Below are 22,499 nucleotides of genomic sequence, written 5' to 3' on the forward strand. Positions count from 1 at the left end.
GCCGCGGGCGTGCGGGCCCATCGGGGAAGGCCCGGAGACAACCCTTGGCGATCCCTCAGGGTTGCCGGGCGTTGACCCCCGAGACGGGCACCCGGTAGCGTCGATTCCACAATCTAGAACTGTTTTTCCGCATCATGGAAAGGATGGCCATGGAAGGCATTGAGATCAACGGCCCCTCGCTGGACCGCTTCGACCAGATCCTCACCCCCGAGGCACTGCGCTTCGTGGCCGCCCTCCAGCGCGAGTTCGAGGGCCGCCGGCGCGAGCTGCTGGAGGCCCGGCGGGCCCGCCAGGCCGAGTTGTCCGCGGGCGGCACCCTGGACTTCCTGCCCGAGACCAAGGCCGTCCGCGAGGACGAATCCTGGCGCGTGGCCGAGCCCGCCCCCGGCCTGGTCGACCGCCGCGTCGAGATCACCGGCCCGGTCGACCGGAAGATGACCATCAACGCCCTCAACTCCGGCGCCAAGGTCTGGCTCGCCGACTTCGAGGACGCCAACTCCCCGCTCTGGGAGAACGTCGTCAACGGCCAGCTCAACCTGCGCGACGCGCTCGACCGCGCCATCGACTTCGAGTCGGGCGGCAAGCGGTACGCCCTGCGGCCCGACGAGGAGCTCGCCACGGTCGTCGTGCGGCCGCGCGGCTGGCACCTGACCGAGAAGCACGTGCTGGTGGACGGCGAGCCGTTCTCGGCCTCGCTGTTCGACTTCGGTCTCTACTTCTTCCACTGCGCGCAGCGGCAGATCGACAAGGGCAAGGGCCCGTACTTCTACCTGCCCAAGATGGAGTCCCACCTGGAGGCCCGGCTCTGGAACGACGTGTTCACCCGCGCGCAGGAGCTGCTCGGCGTCCCGCACGGCACCATCAGGGCGACCGTCCTCATCGAGACCTATCCGGCCGCCTTCGAGATGGAGGAGATCCTCTACGAGCTGCGCGACCATTCGGCGGGGCTGAACGCCGGGCGCTGGGACTACCTGTTCAGCGTGATCAAGAAGTTCCGCACCCGCGGCCGTGAGTTCCTGCTGCCCGAGCGCAACGCGGTGACCATGACGGCGCCGTTCATGCGCGCCTACACCGAGCTGCTGGTGCGCACCTGCCACCGGCGCGGCGCGCACGCGATCGGGGGAATGGCCGCCTTCATCCCCTCCCGGCGCGACCCCGAAGTGAACAAGGTCGCCTTGGAGAAGGTCCGCGCCGACAAGACCCGCGAGTCGGGCGACGGGTTCGACGGGTCGTGGGTCGCCCATCCCGACCTGGTGCCGATCTGCCAGGAGGTCTTCGACTCCGTCCTGGGTGAGCGGCCGAACCAGCTCGACCGGCTCCGCGAGGACGTCGTGGTGCCGGCCGCCGATCTGCTGTCGGTGTACAAGACGCCCGGCGACATCACCGAGGCGGGCCTGCGCAACAACGTCGACGTGGCCCTGCGCTACCTGGCCGCCTGGATGGCCGGCAGCGGCGCGGTGGCCATCCACAACCTGATGGAGGACGCCGCGACGGCCGAGATCTCCCGCTCGCAGATCTGGCAGTGGGTGCACAACGACATCGAGCTGGCCGACACCGGTGAGGTGGTGACCAAGGAACTGGTCGAGCGGGTCATCTCCGAGGAACTGGACAGGATCCGCCAGGAGCCCGGTTTCGACCAGGCCCTGTACGGGCAGGCGGCGGAGCTGTTCACCGAGGTCGCCCTGGACGACGACTTCGCCGAGTTCCTCACGCTCCCGGCGTACGCTCGGATGCCATGACACCGGCACCGGCCGGGCCGTCCGGCCGACTCAGCGCCCTGGTGGACCGCCTCACCTCCGTCCTCGGGCCCGGCGGGGTGATCACCGATCCCGTGCGGCTGCGCACCTACGAGTGCGACGGGCTGACCTACCACCGCGCGACCCCGGCCGTCGTCGTGCTGCCCGAGACGGCCGAGCAGGTGGCGGCGGTGGTCGGGCTCTGCGACCGCACCGGCACCCCGTTCGTGGCGCGCGGCTCGGGCACCGGACTGTCCGGCGGGGCTCTGCCGCGCGCCGACGGCGTGCTCATCGTGACCTCCCGCATGCGCCGCATCATCGAGATCGACATCGAGAACCGCCTGGCCGTGGTGGAGCCGGGCGTGACCAACCTGGCCATCAGCGAGGCGGCACGCCCGTACGGCTACTACTACGCGCCCGACCCCTCCAGCCAGCAGGTGTGCTCGATCGGCGGCAACGTCGCGGAGAACTCCGGCGGCGCGCACTGCCTGAAGTACGGCTTCACGGTCAACCACGTCCTGGCGGTCGAGCTGGTCGCCCCGGACGGCGAGATCGTGGAGCTGGACGCGATGGACCCCGGCTACGACCTGCTCGGGGCCTTCATCGGCTCCGAGGGCACGCTGGGCATCGCTACCAAGATCACCGTACGGCTGTCGCGGGTCCCCGAGACGGTGACCACGCTGCTGGCCGCCTTCGCCACCGTCGAGGAGGGCGGCCGGGCGGTGTCGTCCATCATCGGCGCCGGCATCGTCCCCGCGGCCATCGAGATGATGGACGCCCTGGCCATCGAGGCCGCCGAGGCGGCGGTGCGGTGCGACTACCCCGCGGGGGCGGGCGCGGTGCTCATCGTCGAGCTGGACGGCCCCGCCCCGGAGGTCTCCCACCAGTTCGCGCAGGTGGAGGCCATCTGCCGCGACACCGGCGCCTTCGAGCTGCGCGTCGCCGACGACCCGGCCGAGCGCGCCGCCATCTGGCGGGGACGCAGGTCGGCGTTCGCCGCCGTGGGGCGCATCAGCCCCGCCTACCTGGTGCAGGACGGGGTCGTGCCGCGCACCGCCCTGCCCGAGGTGCTCGCGGGCATCGAGCGGCTGTCGCGGCGGCACGGCATCCGGGTCGCCAACGTCTTCCACGCCGGGGACGGCAACCTGCACCCGCTGGTGCTGTTCGACGACGCCGAGGAGGGCGCGGGCGAGCGGGCCGAGCTGGTGTCGGGCGAGATCCTCGACCTGTGCATCGAGCACGGCGGGTCGATCACCGGGGAACACGGCGTCGGGGTGGACAAATCCCGGTACATGCCGAAGATGTTCACGGCGGACGATCTGGACACCATGCAGCTCGTCCGCTGCGCCTTCGACCCGAAGAACCTGTCCAACCCCGGCAAGATCTTCCCCACCCCACGGCTGTGCGGCGAGGCCCCGGGCGTGCGCAGGGGCGTGCATCCCCTGGTGGCCTCCGGAGAGGCGGAGCTGTTCTGATGCCCCTTCCCCCCGAGGAGGCCCTGGCCGCGAGCGGCGCGGAGGTCCGCGCCGCCGCCCCTGACGACGCGGCCGCCCGCGCGCCCGGCCTCGGCCGGCTCACCCCCCGCTGGGTCGCCCTGCCGGAGTCCACCGGCCAGGTGGCCACGCTCATGCGGGCCGCCGCCGAGCACGGACTCGCCGTCGTCGCCACGGGCGGGGGCACCAAGCTCGGCTGGGGGGCGCCCCCCGACCGGTGCGACCTGCTGCTGTGCACCCGCCGCATGGACCGCGTCCTGGAACACGCCGCGGGCGACCTGGTGGCGCGGGTGCAGGCCGGCGTGCCCACCGAGGCGCTCGCCGGCGCGCTGGCCTCCTCGGGCCAGGAGCTCGCCCTGGACGTCCCCGTCGAAGGGGCCACCGTCGGCGGCACGCTCGCCGCCGCCACCGCCGGCCCCCGCCGCCTGCGGTACGGCACCGCGCGCGACCTGCTGATCGGCATCACCGTCGTGCTGGCCGACGGCACCGTCGCCCACTCGGGCGGCAAGGTCGTCAAGAACGTCGCGGGCTACGACCTGGGCAAGCTGTTCACCGGCTCCCTGGGCACGCTGGGCGTCATCACCGAGGCCACCGTCCGCCTCCACCCGCTGCCGGCCGCGCGCGCCTGGATCGGCGTCACCGTCCCCGGGCTGGACGCGCTCCCCGACCTCGCGGCCCTCGCCGGGTCCCAGACCGAGCCGAGCGCCGTGGAGATCGACCGGCCCTGCGCGGACGGCCCGCTGACCGTCGCCGCGCTGTTCGAGGGCGTCGCGGCCGGCGAGCGCGCCAAGGCCGCCGGCGAGCTGCTGGGCGGCGCCCCGGTCGCCTCCGAGCCGCCCCCCTGGTGGGGCCGGCTGCCCGGGGAGGAGTTCCTGCTGGAGCTGCGCGTCCGGCCCGCGTTCGCCGTTCCCGCGCTGGCCGCGGTGGCCCGCGCGGCCCGGGAGGCCGGCGACCTGCCGGTGCGCGTGCGCGGGTCGGCCGCCTCCGCCGTCCTCCACCTCGCCCTGCCTTCCGACGCCGCCCCCGCCCGCGCGGGGACGTTCGTGTCGGTTCTGCGTTCCGACCTGGCCGCGCACGGCGGCAGACTGGTGGTGTGGACCGCACCGGCGGACGCGGCCGACCGGCTCGACCGCTGGGGCCCGGCCGGGGCCGCCACGCTCATGCGCCGGGTCAAGGAACGCTTCGACCCCGGCGGCCGCCTGTCACCGGGCCGCCTGCCCACCGGCGGGCCGCCGCCCGAGGCCGGGAGCGGGGAACGCGCGTGAGGAGCCGACGGTGATGAACCCCGAGTTGATCAACGACTGTGTGCACTGCGGGTTCTGCCTGCCCACCTGCCCCACCTACGAGCTGTGGGGCGAGGAGATGGACTCCCCGCGTGGACGCATCCACCTGATGAAGCAGCACGTCGAGGGCACCCCGATCACCCCCGAGATGGCCGGCCACTTCGACGCGTGCCTGGGGTGCATGGCGTGCGTCACCGCCTGCCCCTCGGGGGTCAAGTACGACCGGCTGATCGAGTCCACGCGGGCCGAGGTGGAGCGGGCGCACCACCGCCCGCCGGCCGAGCGGGCGTTCCGCGCGCTCGTGTTCGCCCTGTTCCCCTACCCGCGGCGGCTGCGGGCGCTGCGCCTGCCGCTTCGGCTGAGCCGGAGCCTCACGCCGCGGCTGCGCCCCCTGCTCGAACGGGTCGACCCCCGGCTGGCCGCCATGGCCGAGCTCGCGCCGCCCGTCCCGCGCCACCGGGCACGGCTGCCGCGACGGGTGGCCGCGCGCGGCGAGCGCCGGGCGACCGTCGGACTGCTCACCGGATGCGTCCAGGGCGAGTTCTTCCCCGGCGTCAACGCCGCCACGGCGCGTGTCCTGGCGATGGAGGGCTGTGACGTGGTCATCCCGCGAGGTCAGGGGTGCTGTGGCGCGCTGTCGGTGCACTCCGGCCGTCCCGAGGAGGCGGCGAGGTTCGCCCGCCGGACGATCGAGACCTTCGAGCGGGCGGGCGTCGGCACGGTCGTCGTCAACGCCGCCGGGTGCGGGTCCAGCACCAAGGAGTACGCCGACCTGCTCGCCGACGATCCCGCGTGGGCCGCGCGGGCGCGGGCCCTGCGGTTCGCCGACCTGGCCGAGTACCTGGCCGAGCTCGGCCCGATCGCCGAACGGCACCCGCTGCCGATCACGGTCGCCTACCACGACGCCTGCCATCTGGCGCACGCCCAGGGCATCCGCGCGCAGCCCAGGGCGCTGCTGGCGGCCGTCCCGGGGCTGCGGCTGCGGGAGATCCCGGACGCGGCGATGTGCTGCGGCTCCGCCGGAACCTACAACCTGTTCCAGCCGGTCGCGGCGCGCGAGCTGGGCGACCGCAAGGCCGCGCGGGTGCTCGGCGTCGGGGCCGACCTGCTGGTCTCGGCCAATCCCGGCTGCACCATGCAGATCGCCGCCGCCGCCCGCCGGCGAGGCGAGCACATCCGTGTCGCCCACACCGCCGAACTCCTCGACGCCTCCCTGCGCGCCCTGTCCCCCGTGACCCTCGGCCGGGCGCGATGAGCACGGTCCAGAGCGTCGACCGGGCCCTGGACGTGCTGGAGGCGCTGGCCGACCAGGGCGGGGAGGCGGGGCTGTCGGAGATCGCGGCCCGCACGGGGCTGCCCTACGGGACGATCCACCGGTTGCTGCAGGCGCTGCTGAGCCGGGGATACGTCCGGCAGGAGTCCGACCGCCGGTACGCCCTGGGCGGCGCGCTGATGCGGCTGGGCGGAGCGGCCGAGCGCATGGTCGGCGTGTGGGCGCAGCCGTACCTCTCCAAGCTGGTGGCGCTGTCCGGCGAGACGGCCAACCTCGCGGTGCTGGAGGGCGACTTCGTGGTGTACGTGGCCCAGGCGGCCTCCCCGCGGCGGCTGCGGATGTTCGCCGAGGTGGGCAGGCGGGTCCTGCCGCACAGCACCGCCGTCGGCAAGGTGCTGCTCGCCGACCGGCCGGACGCGGCCGGCATCCTTGCGCGCACGGGCCTGCCCCGCCGGACCGAGCACACGATCACGACGGTCGAGGCGGTGCTGGCCGAGCTGGACGCCGTGCGGTCGCGGGGGTACGCGATGGACTTCGGCGAGGAGGAGCTCGGCGTCCACTGCCTGGCGGTGCCGGTGCGGGACGGGAGCCGGGTGATCGCGGGCATGTCGATCTCGGGACCGGTGGAGCGCATCGAGGCGCTGGATCGCGAGGAGCTGGCCGAAGGCATGCGCGAGATCGCCGCGGACTTCGGGCGCGAGATCTTCCCTGCCCACTGACACCGGGCCGTCCGGGGCCCGGTCGTCCGGGGCGCCTGGCGCCTCATGCTGAGGGGCGGGGCCCGGGACGGGCGCGGGCCGCGGACGAGGGCGAGCCGTGGGCGCCCCGCAGGCCGGCTTCGCGCATGAGCCGTTCGACGCGCTTGCGGCTGACCTCTTCGCCCAGATCCGACCGTAGTTTGGCGTAGACGCGCGGCGAGCCGTAGGTGCCGTCGGAGTCGGCGTGTATCCGCCGGATCATCTCGGTGAGTTCTTTGTCCCGGAGGGCGCGCGGCGGCTCCGGACGCCCGAGCCAGTCGTAATAGCCCGATGTCGACACCCGGAGCAGCCGGCAGGCCACCGCGACCGGAACACGGCCGTCGGCGAGCTTACGGATCAGCGAGTAGACCACCTTGGGGGAACGCTCTCCCAGGGCCAGTTCGACCGCCCGCCTGAGAACGTCGTTCTCCGTCTCCAGCCGCCTGTTCCGGCCGCGGAGCTCGGCGAGCTCCTTCCCGACTTCGCGGGCCGGCCGATCCCCGGCGCCGGACCTCGCCTCGGCGGCGTCCCGTTTCAGCCATGTCCGAAGACACGAGCGGCTGATGCCGAGCTCTTTCGCGAGCCTCAGGAGCGATATGTCACCTCGGCGCGCGAGTTCGACCGCACGGCGGCGCAACTCGGGGGGGTGCGGAGGGGGCATGGGCGATGTGATCTTCTTCTGCTGAGTGCCTGCGGGGCGTCCCAGGGCGCGCACGCGTGCATCCCCCGGTCATCTGACACAGACAAGATGCGTCGCTCACGCGGAGAGTTCGATTTCCGGATCGGTCAACGTGCGGAGTTCCCGGCGGGACGCGGATGGACGAGCCGGATCTTCCGGACCCGGCCCGCGTGCAGGAAGTTCACCCAGACAACGGTGGGCGGGCAGTGGAAGGGATCGTCGGGCGGGTTGATGAGGTCGTTCTCCCAGATGACCACGTCACGGCCGACCACGAGGTCGCCCAGGCGCTGCTGCACACCGGCCTCGAGATCACGGTTCATCGCCCCCAGCAGCCACCCGAAACCCGGCGTGGTCTCGCCCTTCACCGTGGTGATCTCCACCGCGGGCGAGCAGAGATCCGTCAGCGCCTCCGCGAACGAACCGCTTCCGGCCGCCCGCAGCGTCTCCTCGGCCTGCCTGCGGCGCCTGGTCTCCTGGGCGGCCACGTCGTCGTGGGCCAGGCTCGCCGTCGCCAGCAGTGCCTGCGACAGCTTGGCCCGCGCCTGGCTGAGCCGGCTCCGTACCGTCCCGACGGGGATGCCGCACACTTCCGCGATGTGCTCATAGGCGGTGACCTGGGTGAAGTACCGCAACATCGTCACCAGCCGCAGGCGCGGCGAAAGCTCGTCGAGGGCGTGCCAGACCCAGTCCCGCTGGACGTGCCGTTCCAGCAGTTCCGCCGGATCGGGCTCCTCGCGTGGGAGGACCAGCCTCTCCACCGCCTCGACGGGCATCGCTCTGGTGGCGCGCAGGTGCATCCGGCAGACGTTGCGGACGATCGCCCGCAGCCACGGCCCCAGGGCATCGGGATCACGAAGATCCCCGATACGGCGCAACGCGATCAGGACGGCTTCCTGGACGGCGTCCTCGGCATCGGGACCGTGTCCGAGGATGCTCAGTGCCACCGCCCGCATGTCCGCCTGGTGCCTGGCCAGCAACAGGCCGAGCGAGCAGGCGTCGCCGGATTGGGCCTCGCGAACGAGATCTGCGTCGGCGAACGTGACGGTCCCTCCATATCGGTCAGGTCGGTGACACCGCGACACTGTGCCGAACGCCCGCCGATCTCGCCTCATGGGTCGAGACCGGGACATGGACACGGCCGCGGTGCTCACATGGGGTGCCGGATCACTATGACCGGCGGCCGTGCCGCGTCCACCGCGACGGACGGCGGCCCGCCAGGTTCAGGCGAGCGAGATGGTGTCGCCGTCGACCTTGATCGGAATCTCGGTCAGGGGTCTGGTGGCCGGACCGCCCATGACCTTACCGTCGAGCCAGAACATGCTGCCGTGGCACGGGCAGTTGATCATCCCGGAGGAGACGTCGTCCACCAGGCACCCTCGATGTGTGCAGACGGCGCTGAAAGCCCGGAACTTGCCCGCGGCGGGCTGGACGATGACGATCTTGTGGTCCGGGAAGACCTTGCCGCCGTCCTTCGGGATGTCGGAGGTCTTGGCGAGGCTGGTACCGCTCGTCGTGGCGGTGGGTGGGGTGGCGCCCCCGCTGGGTGCGGAGGCACCGGAAGAGGAGGAGCCGATGTCGGCGCTGATCGCGCCTTTTCCGGCGCAGGCGGCCAGGACGGTCGCCAGGCCGGCGCCTCCCACGCCCACGATGGCGGCCCGGCGGGAGGCGCCCGCCGCGGCATCCGCCGGGGACGGTACCTCTCGCTGGTCGTCGGTCACGGCGCTGAGCGCCTGGCATTCCTGACCAGACTTCGTGCACATACGGTGGTCCTCCAGGTGCTTCCCCTCCGTCGGTCGTGACGCGTGCCGGAGCGGCGTCCCGTGACGGCCGGGGGTGTGTCGGATGGTCGTTCGACTCTCGTCCGAGGTCATCGCGCCTGAACGGCGGCTCCTGAGCGGAACGTCGAGCGGAACACTGAGGAGCTTGCCGGAGTCCCCGTGAAGGTGACCACGTACTTTTCCACACTTACCGGACTGTCCGAAAAGCCGTCACCTGCCTGGGCGCGATGACGGAGGCGGGGAGTCGCGACGGGGCGGCGACCGGGCTTGCCGGCGCCGCCCCGAGCTCTCCACGCGCGGCGGGAGTCACCCAATCATCGGAAGTCCTCCCCTGCCCCGGCATCCGCCGTGTGCATCCGCGACACGCCGTGGCCGGAGCCCGCGTACGTGGCCCGGAGGTCCGGGAAGCGGACTACCAGCGCCTGCCCGTGTGCAGCTGGCCACGCACCGCGCCGTCGGGGAACTGGGCGGTGTGCAGGTTGGCGTACCACTTCGTCGGGTGGTTCTTGATGTCCCTGAGCAGGCTGCTGCTGGCCACGGCGGAGCCGCGCGCGATGTTGCCGCGGATGTCGCCCCTGGACAGCAGGTTGATGACCACGGGACCGTTCACGCCCGCCTTGCCCCGGTGGATGTGGAAGGCCGTCGGCCTGCCGGTCCTGCTCCACTGGACGATGTAGTAGATCCGCTTACCGCTGATGCGGAAGCGGGCCACCGCCCTGCCGTCACGGTCATTGACCTTCTTGCCCGGCTCAGGCACCTCGTTGCGGCCCAGAAGCCCAGCCTCGAAGTAGTACTTCCTTGACGAAGCGGACGTCGCCGTGTGGGCCGTGTGGGCCGTGTGGGCCGTGTGGGCCGTGGCCGCGAGAGTGTGCGCGGCCGACTGGGGCGCTGCGCCGGCGGGCGCGGCGATCACCGTGCCGGCGGCCATCGCCGCGACCGTCCCGGCCGTCGCTCCGACCATGAGTCGTCGCCACGAAATGCGCTTGTTGCCGAACTGCTCACCCATGTTGACCATAATCCTCTCCACTGCACCGTGAGTCTATTTTGTCGCCGTCGACAGCAGGGAAGACAATAGCGGTACTTCTTTGCACAAGACACGCGATCGACGCCGCACGGCTCACCATAAGACCATTGCGGAGGGAGACCCACACCGTCATCATCAATCATCGATGCCTTTGACCTGGGAGAACATCGTTGATGATGATCATTATGAACAATTACCATAGGATGATCTTCAATTCGCCCCATCTCCGCCGGTCTCGCGGAAGGACGCCTTTCTCCGCGCAAGGGTGGGCGGCGCGAGAATATCCCCCGTTTCTCCGGACACCCACCCTGAGGCCATTTCGGCAAGGATGCGCGAGACCGGGGTGCGCGCTTTTCCGGCCCGGTGAACGGCCGACGGAAAAGCGTTCACTACAGGAGATAACAAACCGGCTCGAATTGATTCGGGCCTGTACCTGGACAACCTCGGGATGAACGGGCCGAGGTCGTCGTCCACAGAGATCGCCGTGTCCACCCGTGCGGGCGAAACTCCAGCAGGGGGAGCACTGTCCTGACTCTGGCGAAACGACCGGTCCGTCCGCTCGGCACCGCGAGGTGACCTCAGCTCAGATGTCCGTGCCGCGGGGGGAAGATCATGCCCGGGCCGCCCGGACGTCCCGATGCGTTGCCGGGCGGCCGGGCGGGAACGGCCGGACCCCGCTGCGGGACGGGCGGGTCAGCAGGAGGAGAAGGGCATGGTGCCGACGGGATGGGCGCCGAAGGGGTGCTGGCACAGGGCGAAGTCGGCGCCGAAGGGATCGGACACGACGGCGACCGGCCCGCTGCGCGACTCGTACTCGGGGATGTGCACCGACCCGCCCGCCCGGACGACGCGGGCGACCGCCTCGGCGCAGTCGTTCACCCGCAGGTACAGCATCCAGTGGCGGGGCACCCACTCATACTCGTACGGGACGCGCAACCGACCGCAGACCGGCACCTCCCGGACCTTCCAGATGACGTAGTCGTAGTCGACCCCGTCGCCGACCTGGTACTGGCTGTACCCGAAGATCGAGCGGTAGAAGTCATCGGTCACCCGGGCGTTCCTGGCGTTGACCTCGTTCCAGCACATGGCGCCGACATCCCCGTACAGGCGCGACCCGATGTGGGTGCCCGGCTGCCACAGCCCGAACAGCGTGCCTTCAGGGTCGGCGGCCTGGGCGAACCGCCCCTCTCCGGGCAGGGTGGTGGGGAGTATGACCAGCTTGCCGTCGTTGGCCTCGACCCGCACGGCCGAGGCCTCGACATCGGAGGTCGCGAGGTAGGTGTTCCAGGCCGGGTCCACGTTCTGCAGACCGACCGCCGGCGGGGTGATGGCGGCCACCGGCATGTCGTTGACCAGGCACATCGTGTAGTGCCAGACCTGGGGACCGAGATCGCGGCAGGTCCACCCGAAGACGTCCGCGTAGAAGCGGGCGGCTCGCGGGACGTCGTGCGTGGTGAGCTCCGGCCAGCAGGGCGCGCCGTCCGGGTAGCGCCAGCGCTCCGACATCACAGATCTCCCCCCAGAGACGGTGCCATGCCCTCAGGGGCATACTTCCATCCACGCCGGACCGTGCTCGCGCCGGACCCCCAGGCTTGCCACTATCTGGACATACCCCCTCAAATCAACGCATATGCCGTGGGGTCAGCGTGACTGGGGGGTGATGTTGATGGAGCCGTTCTGCGGCACCGGCACCACCTGCACCCTGCCGTCCTGGATGGCCTTCCAGAGGATGGCGCCCTGCGGGCCGAGCACCTTGACCAGGTCCTTGATGGACTCGAGCTCGGTCTTGACCTTGGTGTTGATCTGCTGCTGAGCGAGGTTCTGCTGCTTGGCCGCCTGCTCGGCGGCGAGGGCATCGATGAGCGTCTGCGGCGGCTCGGGCTTCTGGATGGTCAGCACGACATCCCCGCAGTCACCCGAGCCCCCGAAGTTGGGCTGGCAGAAGTAGTCGGCGCCGGCGGTCTCCTTGATGAACTGCCGGGCCAACTGGCCGACCCGCTGCTCCCACTGCTGCTTGGCGTCGGGATCGTTGAACAGCTTCTTCCACTCGAACTCCTGCGAGGCGGCGTCCATCGCGCGGTCGAGGGGCTGCTTGAAGTAGAAGTTCAGCATGCGCCGCCAGCCGTCGGAGGACTCGGAGCCCTCGAAGTACGACCCGTACTTCAGCCCGATCTTCTCGTGGAAGCGGCGCAGGGTCTCACACGAGGTGTTGAGCGTGAACGTCGCCGACCCGGCGACCTCCATCTCCACGTTGTCCTTGGAGACGATGGTGATCGGCTTGGACTCGGCGTCCGGCGAGCCGGAGAAGTCGAAGGTGCGCTGCCCGAACGGATAGGAGTAGGAGGTGTCGCCCGGGCCGAGATAGACGGCGCCGCTGGAGGGGTTGATGCACTTCACGAACTTGATCGCCTCGAAGGGGCCCCCGGCGTAGTGCAGTCGCACCTCGTCGGGCGCCGTGCTCACCTTGGTGCACCCTGTGGCGAGGAACCCCAGGACCACGATGGCGATCACCGCGAGCAGGACGCCCCGCAGCAGTAACCGCCCGCGCCTCCCGCCCTGCGCGGCGTCACCGGTGCTCTTACGTGCGTTCATCGGCCACCCAATCCTTACTCAGGCTTTACGGTCGGCCGATCCTAGAACACCGGGCCCGAGCGGCGGAGCCACCTCTCCAACCCCTGTGGACAAGCGCCTCCTGCCGCCCGGCGCCTGTGGACGAGCGGCCCGGAGCGCGGAGAGGCGGCCTCAGTCGATCTTCACCCGGGAGACGGGCCTGCCGCCGGAACAGTGGACCTCGATCTCGGTCCTGGACTCCCCCTCGAACCGCACCCGCACCTTGTCCCGAGGTCCGCGCTCGGCGTCCTTGACCTCGTAGCCCTGGGCCGGCGTCCACGACAGCAGCCTCACCAGGCCGTCCTCACAGCGAGCCACCACCACTCCCCCTCGCGCCGCGATGACCTTGCTGGTCCCCGCCGGCGTCGACGGCGAGGCGACCGGGCCGGACGGCGAGGCGGACGGGGTGGCCAGCAGGGTGGCCAGCGGGGTGGCGGTGGGCGCTGCTGAGGCGGCCCCTGACCTGGGGGACGAAGCGGCGTCGGGCGAAGAGGCGGCCTGGGCCGCGGAAGAGGACGGGGCCGCGGCAGGGCCGTCGGACGGCGGCGAGCCCCCAGAGAGTGGTGCCGCGGCGTCCAGGGAGCGCCGCACGTCGGCGGGCGAGAGCGCCCTGGTGGCCGAGCCCGTGACGGCGTCCCCGAGGAAGGTGGTCACGACGACGCCGGCGCCGGTGGCCACGGCCGCGGTGACCAGCCATCCCCCCACCACCAGAAGCGGCCGCCGGTTCACGCCGACCGCCCCCTCAGGCCACCCACGCCCGTGGAGGTGTCCTCGCGGCCGTTCACGTGTGCCTCCGTGGTCGTGGACTCATACGGCCGATGTTCCCTGGCCGAAGCCTAAGGCCGGGTTAAAAGCGACATAACACGGTTCATACCTGTGAGCCGGACCGGTTAGCGTAACCGCCCATGGCCACTGTCCTGCTCGTCGAGGATGACGCGACGATCCGCACCGCCCTCATGCGAGGTCTGCGTGACCGCGGTCACGCCGTGTCCTCCGCCCCGACCGCGCTGGAGGGGCTGCGCATGGCCGTCGCCGAGCGTCCCGACCTGGTCGTCCTGGACCTCGGCCTGCCCGACCTGGACGGGACCGAGATGCTGCGCATGCTCCGGGCGGTCAGCCGGGTGCCGGTGATCGTCGCGACCGCCCGGGACGGCGACGCCGAGATGGTCCGCCTGCTCGACGCGGGGGCCGACGACTATGTGGTGAAGCCTTTCAGCGCGGCCCAGCTCGACGCCCGCGTCCGCGCGGTCCTCCGGCGCACCGCCGAGAGCCGCACCGACACCTCGGTGACGGTGGGCCACCTGCGACTGGACCCCCGCAGCCGCGAGGCCGTCCTCGCCGGAACCCCCCTGGACCTCACGCCGCGCGAGTTCGACCTGCTGCACTACCTCGCGGTCCGCTCGGGCCAGGTGGTCACCAAGCGGGAGCTGCTCACCGAGGTGTGGCAGGTGCCCTACGGCGGGGCGGACAAGACCGTCGACGTCCATCTGTCGTGGCTGCGCCGCAAACTTGGAGAAACCGCCCAGGAACCCCGCTACCTGCAGACCGTGCGCGGCGTCGGAGTGAAACTGGTCGAGCCGTCATGAGGCGCTGGCTCGCCCTGCTGGTCGCGGCCACCACCTCACTGGTGCTCATCGCGCTGCTGGTGCCGCTCGCGCTGCTGGTCCGGGCGCTGGCCGAGAGCAGCGCGGTCACCCAGGCGACCGCCGAGGCGCAGTCGGTCGCGGCGGCGGTCGGGACGGCGGACCTCGCGGGACTCACGCTGACCGCCGAGCGCACCTCCGCCGCGAGCGGGCACGCGATCACCGTGTTCCTGCCGGACGGGCGGCTCGCAGGGGCGCCGGCGCCGCGGTCGGCCGCCGTGGAGCTGGCCGCGCGCGGGCAGAGCCTGACGGCCGAGACCCCGGCGGGGCTGGAGGTGCTGGTCGCGGTGCAGGGAGTGCCCGGCGGCACGGCGGTGGTCCGGGCGTTCCTCGGCGAGGACGACCTGCACCGCGGCGTCCGCGAGGTGTGGCTGGGCATGCTGCTGCTCGGGCTCGCGCTGATCGGCGTCGGCATCCTGGTGGCCGACCGCCTGGCCCTGGCGCTGACCCGCCCCATGAGCGGGCTGGCCCGTGTGTCGCACCGCCTGGCCGCGGGGGACCTCACGGCGCGGACCACCCCCGGCGGGCCCGCCGAGGTGCGCGCGGTGGGACTGGCCCTGGACCATCTCGCGGGACGCATCAGCGACCTGCTGGCGGAGGAGCGGGAGACGGCCGCCGACATCTCCCACCGGCTGCGCACCCCCCTCACCGGGCTTCGGCTGGAGGCCGAATCGCTGGCCGATCCTGAGGAGGCGGCGCGGCTCGGCGTCCGCGTGGACGCGCTGGAGCGCGCCGTGACCTCGGTCATCACGGACGTGCGCCGCCGCTCGCGCGAGCAGGCGAGCTGCGACGCGGCCCAGGTGGTGGCCGAGCGGGTGAGGTTCTGGTCGGTGCTGGCCGAGGACCAGGGACGGACCACGGAGGTGGACGTGCCGCCGGGGCCGCTCACGGTGGCCGTGAGCGCGGCGGAGCTGTCGGCCTGCGTGGACGCGCTGCTCGGCAACGTCTTCGCCCACACCCCCGAAGGCGCGGCCTTCTCCGTGCGGCTGGCGCCCGCCGAGGGCGGCGGCGCGCGGCTGGAGATCGCCGACTCCGGGCCGGGTCTCCGTCTCGCCGTGGAAGACGGGCATCTCCTGGAGCGGGGCAGGAGCGGCGCCGGCTCGACGGGCCTTGGCCTGGACATCGCCCGGCGCACCGCCGAGGCGTCCGGCGGTTCTCTGTCCCTGGGATCCGCCCCCACCGGCGGCGCCCGGATCACCCTCCACCTGGCCGCTCCCACCTCACCGGTCACCTGACGCCGCGACCGCGAACGCCCACCGATTCCCCCGCACGGCGGCGCCGAAACCGCCGTCTCCCCGCCGCACAGCGGCGCCGGATCCGCCGTCTTCCCGCCCCGCCGCCCGGCCCCTCGGACAAGAGCCCGGCGCGTCGCTCTTAGGGGGGGCCTTAACGTCGTCGCAGCGCGGGGTTAGGGCGGCCGGCGGGAGCCTTGGCCCATGACGAACACACACCACTTCGGCAGGACCGCCAGACTCGCCATCGCCGGCGCCGGGATCGTCGCCGTCCTCGGCACCGGAGCCGTCGCCGCCTCGGCCGCGTCGGCCCTGGGAATCTCCTCAGGGAGGACCTCCACCGGCGCCCTGACCTCCGCCGGGACCGGCGGGAGGACCGCCTCGACCGCCTCGACGGGCTCCACGGGCTCGACCGTCTCGACGGCGACCGGGACGACGGCCGCGGGCCGGGTCACCGGCTCGTCGATCAGCTACCGGCAGGCGATCAGGATCGCCAAGAAGCGCGTCCCCGGCGCCCGGGTCGGCAAGGTCGAGCGGGAATGGGAGCACGGCCGGCGGGTCTGGAAGGTCGAGTTGCACAAGCGCGGCGTCGAGTACCGCGTCTACGTCTCCGTCAGGACCGGCGCGATCGTCAAGTTCCGCCAGAAGCACGACGACGACTGATCCCGCATCCGTCCCCTACCCCCGCGGCGGACGACCGCCGCGGGGCACGGGATGGAGGAGATCCGCACCACGGCCGGCGGACACGACCAGGCCGGCGGCCGTTCCCGCCCCTGAGCCCGCCGCAGCCGACCGCGTCCCCAGGCCGGCGGTGGGGTCCGGCCTCTGGGGCACCCGCAACGGCCCGCGTCCCGGTCGGCGACGGTGGTCCGGCCTCTGGGCATCCGCGGCCGACCGCAGCCGACCGCGTCCCGGGTCGGCGACGGTGGCCCGGTCTCCGGGTCAGCGGCACTGGGTGAGCATGGCGTCTTTGTCGGGGGCGGTGACGGGGAGGTCGTACTTCAGGGCCACCTGGGCGAAGCGGACGGCGTAGGAGCACCGGATGCTCTTGGACGGGGGAAGCCACGTGGCGGGCCCGGAGTCGCCCTTGGAGGAGTTGGTCGAGCCGTCCACCGGCAGCAGGTTCAGCGGATCGTTGGCGATCTGGACGCGCTGGGACTTGCTCCACCGCGACGCGCCCATCTGCCAGTCGTACGAGAGGGGCATGACGTGGTCGATCTGCACCTCGGCGGCGTCCTGCTTGCTCCACTCGATCGTCTTGTCGGTGTAGGGGTCGTGCAGGGTCATCGAGGTCAGGACGCACTTGGAGCCGGAGCGGTACTTCAGCTCCTCGCCGTCGCGCGCCAGGACGTCGTTCCTGGTGTCGCAGCCGTTGTGCGCGAACGGGATGGACTCGGCGTTGTCCGCCCAGGCATACCCGAACTCGTCGCGGCTGTAGCCGGTCTTGGGGCCGCGTCCCTTGGTCGGCACCTTCTCGATGATCGCCACTGCGGCGGCGCGGTCCTTGGCGGACTTGATCGTCCCGAGGCCGCGCTCGGTGCCTTTGGGATTGTCGAGCGGGCTGACACCGGTCGAGCCGCCGCCGCCGTCTCCGCCCGGCCCGCCGTCGGCCCCGATCCCCGCGTTGCCGGCATCGATGGAACCACATGCCGTGAGCATGACGGCCGCCGCCGCTCCGGCAACGATCGCGCGAGATCCACGCAGGCGCACTGCCACCCCCAGGTAAACGAGAAGTAATGCCTAGGTATAGCAAGTACCCACGAAAGTAGCGATTACGGCAAACCGCGACAGCAAGATCCGCCGACCGGCGGGCCACCCCGACGTCACTACCGACCTCCGAAACGATCAAGCGTGCCGCGCCGGAGGAGCTCAGGACGATCGCGGGCCTCATGGGGCGACCAGGCCCCCGGCCACCGGCGGAACCACCCGTCGAGCCGGAACCGCGCCGGCGACGCGGGGAGGACGAAGCGGCCCCCGGCGAGCGTGACGCTCGGCCGGGGGCCGGCCGGCGCCCCTGAGGTGCTCAGGGGCGCCGCGGTGGATCGCATTCCGCACTGGACTCAGACGCCGCGAAGGATCAGAGCCCGTTCTGGATCAGACGCCGCGGTGCGGCGAAAGCCCCGGTGGAACGAACGCCACCGCAGGTCCGACGCCACCGTGGATCAGACGCCACCGCAGGTCGGACGCCGCGATGGAACGAACGCCACCGCAGGTCCGGCGCCGCGATGGGTCAGAGCCCGTACTCCTTGGTGATGCGCTCGTGGCGCTCGACCTCGATGCCGGCGCTCCTGGCCAGGTCGAGCCAGGCCAGAGGGTGGCTCCAGCGCTCGGTGGCGTCGTCGAGCAGGGCGTCGAGCTCGACCGCCTCGACCCCCGGCGGCACGGCGATCCAGCCGTAGACGCCCTGGAGGCGCTCGCCGCTGGAGGGGTGGGTGACCGAGTAGTTCTCGTCGCTGTAGACCCACATGGGCCAGCCGCGCTCGGCCAGGACCTCGTTGAACTCGGTCCAGTCTTCCTCGCTCGGGGCGGCGCCGTCGAAGAACCAGCTGGTGTAGCCGCCCGGGCGCAGCATCGACACGCCGGCGAACGGGATGACGTAGTTCTCCTGCTCCTCGGCGTTGTCGGGCACCGGCTCCAGCGGGCGCGGGTCGATGACCACGATGTCGCCGGCGTTGTAGTCCATGCCGCGGGGCTGCGGGATGAGCAGCCGTGCGGTGGCCGGACCGGTGCGCACCGAGAGCACCTCGCGGCGGCTGCCGTCGGAGACGGGCAGGACGACCCGGACCAGGTGCCACTCTTCCTCGATGGGGCCCTCGGCGGACTCGATCGGCATGCCGAGCTTGGCCGCGCCCTCGCGCACGAGCGCCCAGTCTTCCGAGGCGGTCGCCATGACGATCATGCGCCAGACGTCCTCCTCCTCGCCGGCGTCGGACTCGACCAGCTCGCGCAGGATGGCCGCGCCCTTGACGTTGTCCCCGAGCTGCTGGGCGGCCCCGGCGAGCAGCCGGCGGGCCTCCAGCGCGACCGCGCCCTGCGCGCCGGAGGAGAGCGACTGCTCGGCCTCCGCCGCGGTCTCGGCCCAGCGCTCGCGCGCCCGGTGCAGACGGGAAAGCGCCAGGTGGGACGAGGCCGGGGGCAGCATGGCCGCGAAGCGCTCGAGCCGCTCGTCCTGCTCGGCCTCGATCAGCACACCGGTGAGGTAGGCGACGTCCTCGTCGTCCGCGGCGGCCGGGTCGGCGTCATCGACGATCGTCTTCCACAGGATGTCGGCGCCCAGCGGCGCGTACCCGAGGAAGCCGAGGGTGGTGGTGTGCCGGCGGGTGGCCTCCAGGTCGGTGCCGGACAGCGGCCACAGCCAGCCGACCCAGCGCTCGGGGTCGGCGTTGTGGCCGTCGGCGGCGTCGAAGTAGGCGACCAGCTCGGGCTGCGGGCCCGGCGGCGGGGGCGGCACGGCGGCGTCGGCCGCGGAGCGCAGAGCGGCCACCCGCTCGGGCAGCCCTTCGGTGACGCGCAGGTCGCCCAGCCACGCCTCGGCGAGGTCGGCGAGCGCGCGGACCTGCCAGACGCCCTGACGGGCCACGGCCAGTTCTCCGGCGATGAGCGCCAGCTCGACCCGCCCGCGGTGCACGCCCATCGCCTCGAAGTAGGACATCCACTGACGCAGCACCCGGCCGAGCTGCCAGGTGTTGCTGATCACCCCGTCGAGCAGGCGGACGGCCCTGGCCCACTCGACCCAGTCGCGCGGGTGCTCGCCGACCACGTCCAGGTCGGGAAGGGCCTCCAGCCCCTCGGCCTTGCGGCCCGCCGAGGCCAGCACCAGCGCGCGCAGCACCCCCTCGCGGTGGTCCTTCGCCACCGGGTCGTCCGCCGGGAACTCCTTGGCGGCGTCGAGCTCGGTGAGCGCCTCCATGGTGCGGCCGGCGGCGAGCAGGGCCCGCACACCCGCGGCCGCGAGCTCCCAGCTCACCTGCCCGTCGGCGCTCCTGCGCCCGGCAACGGCGGACTCGTAGTAGGTGACGGCCTGCTCGACCTCGCCCTTGTCGGCCAGCGCCGCGATGTACTGGGTGACCAGCCCGCAATAGGCCGGGGAGTCGGGCCGCAGGCCGTCGAGCGCGGCGCCCAGCGCGGCCAGGCGCTCGGCGGCGTACCCGGGGCCGTCGGTGTTGGCCTGGGCGACGGCCAGCGCCTCGATGGCGGCCGGAACGGAGGGACACTCTTTGGTGTCCTCACGGTGCGCGAACTCGACCAGCGCCTCGGCGTCGCCGAGGGCGGCCGCGCCCTGGGCGCGGTCGCCGATGCGGCTCACCAGGTGCCAGTGGCGGGCGAACAGCTCCAGCCAGGGCAACTCCAGCGTCTCCGCCTGCTGGGCCACCGCCGGCGCCATCACGTCGAGCTGGGCGTACCGGCCCTCGAAAGCCTGCGCGGGCAGGTCACCCAGCGCGATCGCCAGCCCGGTGTTCCCCGCTTCGTGCAGTTGCCGCTGGGTGTCTGCGACCCAGGCCCAGATGTCCACGTCCATGGCAGGTCAGTCTGCCAGTTCACAGAGCATGTCCCAAACATGCGGGCGGTGCGGTGGGGATAACTCGCCGCGCGCCCCGCCGGGCGGGCGGCCGGTGTCAGAGGAGGTGAGCGGCGGGGATGTCGCCGGAGGCCACCAGGACGGCCGGGCCGGTCAGCAGGCTGGTGTTCTCTGTGAGCGTCACCGACAGCAGGCCGCCGGGAACCTCGACCGCCCAGGTGCCCAGCGGGTCGCCGCCGAGCCGGGCCGCCGCGACCGCCGCCGCCACCGCGCCGGTGCCGCAGGACGGCGTCTCGCCGGAGCCGCGCTCGTAGACCCGCATGACGACCCGGCGCTCCCCCACCGCGTTGAGCAGTTCGACGTTGACGCCCTGGGGGAACACCGCCGGGTCGAACGCCGGCGGGGCCGACAGGTCGAGCTGGGTGACCGGCTCGCCGGTGACGCAGGCCAGATGGGGGTTGCCCATGTCGATGACGAGCCCGTCGTACTCCTTGAGGCCGATGCCGGCCTTGCTCTCGCCGAGCACCTTGGGCATGCCCATGTCGACGGTGACGTCGCCCTCGCGGTCGAGCCTTACGCGGCGCACGCCCGCCCGGGTGACGACGTCGAACTCGCCCGGATCGGCCAGGCCGGCGTCCACGAGGTAGCGCGCGAAGACCCGCAGGCCGTTGCCGCACATCTCGGCCATGCTGCCGTCGGCGTTGCGGTAGTCCATGAACCACTCGGCGGTGGTGGGGGCGCCGGCCTCGCGGGCGCGCTCGGCGATCTGCACGGCCTCGGGGCTCAGCTTGACCGGCACCACCCGCAGGACGCCGTCGCCGCCGCCGATGCCGGCCCGCCGGTCGCACAGCTCGGCGATCAACGGGGCGTGCAGATCGAGCCCGCCGTCACGGTCGGGGAGGATGACGAAGTCGTTCTGGGTGCCGTGGCCCTTGACGAAGCGCATGTCACCACATCCTACGCCCCGACGAGGGCCAGCGATCGTTCCAGCAGGTCCGGGGCGTCGAAGGGCAGCCAGACGACGCGGGGGTCGCGCCGGAACCACGACTGCTGGCGCCGGGCGAACCGCCGGGTGGCCCTGACGGTCTCCTCGCGGGCCTGCTCCTCGGTCCACTCTCCGTCGAGGAACCGCAGCACCTGCGCGTAGCCGAGGGCACGGCCGGCCGTACGGCACTCGGGGAGCCCCCGCGCGGCCAGCGTCCTGACCTCCTCGACCAGCCCGGCCGCCCACATGCGGTCCACGCGGAGCGCGATGCGCTCGTCCAGCACCGGCCGCGGCACCTCGACCCCGATCTGCACGCTTTCGTACACCGCGTCGTAGGAGGGCATCGTGGCCGAGAACGGCTGCCCGGACAGCTCGATGACCTCAAGGGCGCGCACGATGCGCCGGCCGTTGCTCGCGAGCACGGCCTCGGCGGCGACCGGGTCGCGTTCTTTCAGTCGCTGGTGGAGCGCCTCAGGGCCGGCCTCGGCCAGCTCGGCCTCCAGCCTGGCGCGGATGCCCGGGTCGGTGCCGGGGAAGCGCAGGTCGTCCAGGGCCGCCCGCACGTACAGCCCGGAGCCGCCCACCAGGACCGGCACCGTGCCCCTGGCCACCATGGCGTCGATCAGCGGGCGGGCCATGCTCTGGTACTCGGCCACGCTGGCCGTCTCGGTGATGTCCCAGACGTCCAGCAGGTGGTGCGGGACGCCGCGCCGCTCGGCGAGGGTGAGCTTGGCCGTCCCGATGTCCATGCCGCGGTAGAGCTGCATGGAGTCGGCGTTGACCGCCTCGCCGCCCAGGCGCAGGGCCAGGTCCACGGCCAGGTCGGACTTGCCCGCCGCGGTCGGCCCGACGACCGCCACCACCGGAGGACGCCCGCGCCGCCGCTCGCCGTTCATCACAGCTCCCAGTCGAGGGTGGGCGGGAGATGGCCTTCGAGGGTCAGCAGCCAGCGCTTGGAGTCGACGCCGTCACCGCCGCTGAACCCGCCCAGGCCGTTGCCCGCGACGACGCGATGGCACGGCACGATGATCGGGATGGGGTTGCTTCCCATGACCGACCCGATGGCGCGGGCCGGGACGCCCGCGCCGCTGCTCACCGCCAGCTCGCCGTACGTCGTCACCTTCCCGTAGGCGACGCTCTGGTACAGCGTGCCGAGCACGCGCCGCTGGAGCGCGGACATCAGGCGCCAGTCGACCGGAACCGTGAACCCGGTGAGCCGCCCGGCGAAGTAGGCGGCCAGCTCCTCGCGGGCAAGGGCGGTGCGGCCGGGGTCGTCCACCGCGCGGGCGCCGAGCCGGTCGAGGATCTCACGGCGGACCCGGTCGCCGTCCTGGAAGGCCGTGGCCGCCACGCCGTCCGAGGTGAGGGCCGCCAGCACGTCACCGAGCGGTGTCGGCACGCTGCCGAAGGCGACGTCTACCATTCGATCATGTCCATCCGCGCGTCGGTCGCGGGAACGGCCCTCGCCGTCCCCCTGTCTTCACCGTAACCACACTCGGAGGCGCCC

Annotated in this window: 20 protein-coding genes; 8 read left to right on the forward strand and 12 right to left on the reverse strand. The window is 72.3% G+C overall.

Going from position 1 to position 22,499, the window contains the following annotated elements; all coding sequences use genetic code 11:
• Positions 1 to 143 precede the first annotated feature (143 nt).
• Genes aceB through ACFQSB_RS01845 form a run of 5 tightly spaced genes read left to right on the forward strand, consistent with a single transcriptional unit; the run spans position 144 to position 6,504 of the window.
• The gene (aceB, locus tag ACFQSB_RS01825) at positions 144 to 1,739 is read left to right on the forward strand and encodes a malate synthase A (protein ID WP_380823909.1); all 1,596 of its coding nucleotides are present in this window, start codon (positions 144 to 146) and stop codon (positions 1,737 to 1,739) included.
• A complete protein-coding gene (locus tag ACFQSB_RS01830) occupies positions 1,736 to 3,211 on the forward strand; it encodes an FAD-linked oxidase C-terminal domain-containing protein (RefSeq protein ID WP_380823910.1) in 1,476 nt (491 codons plus the stop codon). The genes aceB and ACFQSB_RS01830 overlap by 4 nt, the downstream gene beginning before the upstream one ends.
• Positions 3,211 to 4,494 carry an FAD-binding oxidoreductase gene (locus tag ACFQSB_RS01835; RefSeq protein ID WP_380823911.1) on the forward strand — a complete coding sequence of 428 codons (1,284 nt, stop codon included), beginning with the start codon at positions 3,211 to 3,213 and terminating at the stop codon, positions 4,492 to 4,494. The genes ACFQSB_RS01830 and ACFQSB_RS01835 overlap by 1 nt, the downstream gene beginning before the upstream one ends.
• A 13-nt stretch (positions 4,495 to 4,507) precedes the next feature.
• On the forward strand, positions 4,508 to 5,767 hold the full coding sequence (locus ACFQSB_RS01840; RefSeq protein WP_354835093.1) for a (Fe-S)-binding protein: 1,260 nt from the start codon (positions 4,508 to 4,510) through the stop codon (positions 5,765 to 5,767).
• Complete coding sequence (locus ACFQSB_RS01845) at positions 5,764 to 6,504, forward strand: IclR family transcriptional regulator (protein WP_354915424.1); 741 nt, start codon at positions 5,764 to 5,766, stop codon at positions 6,502 to 6,504. Before ACFQSB_RS01840 ends, ACFQSB_RS01845 begins: the two co-directional genes overlap by 4 nt.
• Positions 6,505 to 6,547: 43 nt before the next feature.
• Here ACFQSB_RS01845 and ACFQSB_RS01850 read toward each other — a convergent pair whose 3' ends face one another.
• From ACFQSB_RS01850 to ACFQSB_RS01880, 7 genes are all read right to left on the reverse strand, one after another.
• Positions 6,548 to 7,237, reverse strand: coding sequence for an IS3 family transposase (locus ACFQSB_RS01850; protein WP_380823912.1), 690 nt, complete (start codon positions 7,235 to 7,237; stop codon positions 6,548 to 6,550).
• 71 nt (positions 7,238 to 7,308) lie between these two features.
• Entirely contained in the window at positions 7,309 to 8,178 is an 870-nt protein-coding gene (locus ACFQSB_RS01855) for an RNA polymerase sigma factor (RefSeq protein WP_380823913.1), read from the reverse strand.
• 243 nt (positions 8,179 to 8,421) lie between these two features.
• Complete coding sequence (locus ACFQSB_RS01860; protein ID WP_380823914.1) at positions 8,422 to 8,961, reverse strand: QcrA and Rieske domain-containing protein; 540 nt, start codon at positions 8,959 to 8,961, stop codon at positions 8,422 to 8,424.
• Positions 8,962 to 9,391: 430 nt separating this feature from the next.
• Positions 9,392 to 9,985: a CHRD domain-containing protein gene (locus ACFQSB_RS01865; RefSeq protein ID WP_380823915.1), complete on the reverse strand. Its 594-nt coding sequence runs from the start codon at positions 9,983 to 9,985 to the stop codon at positions 9,392 to 9,394.
• A 711-nt stretch (positions 9,986 to 10,696) separates the two neighbouring features.
• Positions 10,697 to 11,509, reverse strand: coding sequence for a VOC family protein (locus ACFQSB_RS01870; protein WP_380823916.1), 813 nt, complete (start codon positions 11,507 to 11,509; stop codon positions 10,697 to 10,699).
• 135 nt (positions 11,510 to 11,644) lie between these two features.
• Entirely contained in the window at positions 11,645 to 12,595 is a 951-nt protein-coding gene (locus ACFQSB_RS01875; protein WP_380823917.1) for an SPFH domain-containing protein, read from the reverse strand.
• A gap of 150 nt (positions 12,596 to 12,745) precedes the next feature.
• Positions 12,746 to 13,342, reverse strand: a complete 597-nt coding sequence (locus ACFQSB_RS01880; protein WP_380823918.1) for a hypothetical protein — start codon at positions 13,340 to 13,342, stop codon at positions 12,746 to 12,748.
• Between the two features lie 176 nt (positions 13,343 to 13,518).
• Between ACFQSB_RS01880 and ACFQSB_RS01885 the strand changes: the two genes are divergently transcribed.
• The 3 genes from ACFQSB_RS01885 to ACFQSB_RS01895 all read left to right on the forward strand — a co-directional run bounded on the left by ACFQSB_RS01885 (position 13,519) and on the right by ACFQSB_RS01895 (position 16,151).
• Positions 13,519 to 14,199 carry a response regulator transcription factor gene (locus ACFQSB_RS01885; protein ID WP_354835111.1) on the forward strand — a complete coding sequence of 227 codons (681 nt, stop codon included), beginning with the start codon at positions 13,519 to 13,521 and terminating at the stop codon, positions 14,197 to 14,199.
• Positions 14,196 to 15,491 (forward strand): sensor histidine kinase, encoded by a 1,296-nt coding sequence (locus ACFQSB_RS01890; protein ID WP_380823919.1) that lies wholly within the window; start codon positions 14,196 to 14,198, stop codon positions 15,489 to 15,491. The genes ACFQSB_RS01885 and ACFQSB_RS01890 overlap by 4 nt, the downstream gene beginning before the upstream one ends.
• A gap of 201 nt (positions 15,492 to 15,692) precedes the next feature.
• Positions 15,693 to 16,151 carry a PepSY domain-containing protein gene (locus ACFQSB_RS01895; protein WP_380823920.1) on the forward strand — a complete coding sequence of 153 codons (459 nt, stop codon included), beginning with the start codon at positions 15,693 to 15,695 and terminating at the stop codon, positions 16,149 to 16,151.
• 279 nt (positions 16,152 to 16,430) lie between these two features.
• Here the strand turns inward: ACFQSB_RS01895 and ACFQSB_RS01900 are convergent, their stop codons facing one another.
• The 5 genes from ACFQSB_RS01900 to ACFQSB_RS01920 all read right to left on the reverse strand — a co-directional run bounded on the left by ACFQSB_RS01900 (position 16,431) and on the right by ACFQSB_RS01920 (position 22,415).
• Positions 16,431 to 17,147 (reverse strand): HNH endonuclease family protein, encoded by a 717-nt coding sequence (locus tag ACFQSB_RS01900; RefSeq protein ID WP_380823921.1) that lies wholly within the window; start codon positions 17,145 to 17,147, stop codon positions 16,431 to 16,433.
• Between the two features lie 571 nt (positions 17,148 to 17,718).
• Positions 17,719 to 20,007: a tetratricopeptide repeat protein gene (locus ACFQSB_RS01905; RefSeq protein WP_380823922.1), complete on the reverse strand. Its 2,289-nt coding sequence runs from the start codon at positions 20,005 to 20,007 to the stop codon at positions 17,719 to 17,721.
• A 97-nt stretch (positions 20,008 to 20,104) separates the two neighbouring features.
• Complete coding sequence (gene dapF, locus ACFQSB_RS01910; protein WP_354915461.1) at positions 20,105 to 20,953, reverse strand: diaminopimelate epimerase; 849 nt, start codon at positions 20,951 to 20,953, stop codon at positions 20,105 to 20,107.
• 11 nt (positions 20,954 to 20,964) lie between these two features.
• Positions 20,965 to 21,888: a tRNA (adenosine(37)-N6)-dimethylallyltransferase MiaA gene (gene miaA / locus ACFQSB_RS01915; RefSeq protein WP_380823923.1), complete on the reverse strand. Its 924-nt coding sequence runs from the start codon at positions 21,886 to 21,888 to the stop codon at positions 20,965 to 20,967.
• Complete coding sequence (locus ACFQSB_RS01920) at positions 21,888 to 22,415, reverse strand: methylated-DNA--[protein]-cysteine S-methyltransferase (protein ID WP_380823924.1); 528 nt, start codon at positions 22,413 to 22,415, stop codon at positions 21,888 to 21,890. Before ACFQSB_RS01920 ends, miaA begins: the two co-directional genes overlap by 1 nt.
• Positions 22,416 to 22,499 lie beyond the last annotated feature (84 nt).

The organism is Sphaerisporangium rhizosphaerae (assembly GCF_042665155.1).
GTDB classification, from domain to species: domain Bacteria; phylum Actinomycetota; class Actinomycetes; order Streptosporangiales; family Streptosporangiaceae; genus Sphaerisporangium; species Sphaerisporangium rhizosphaerae.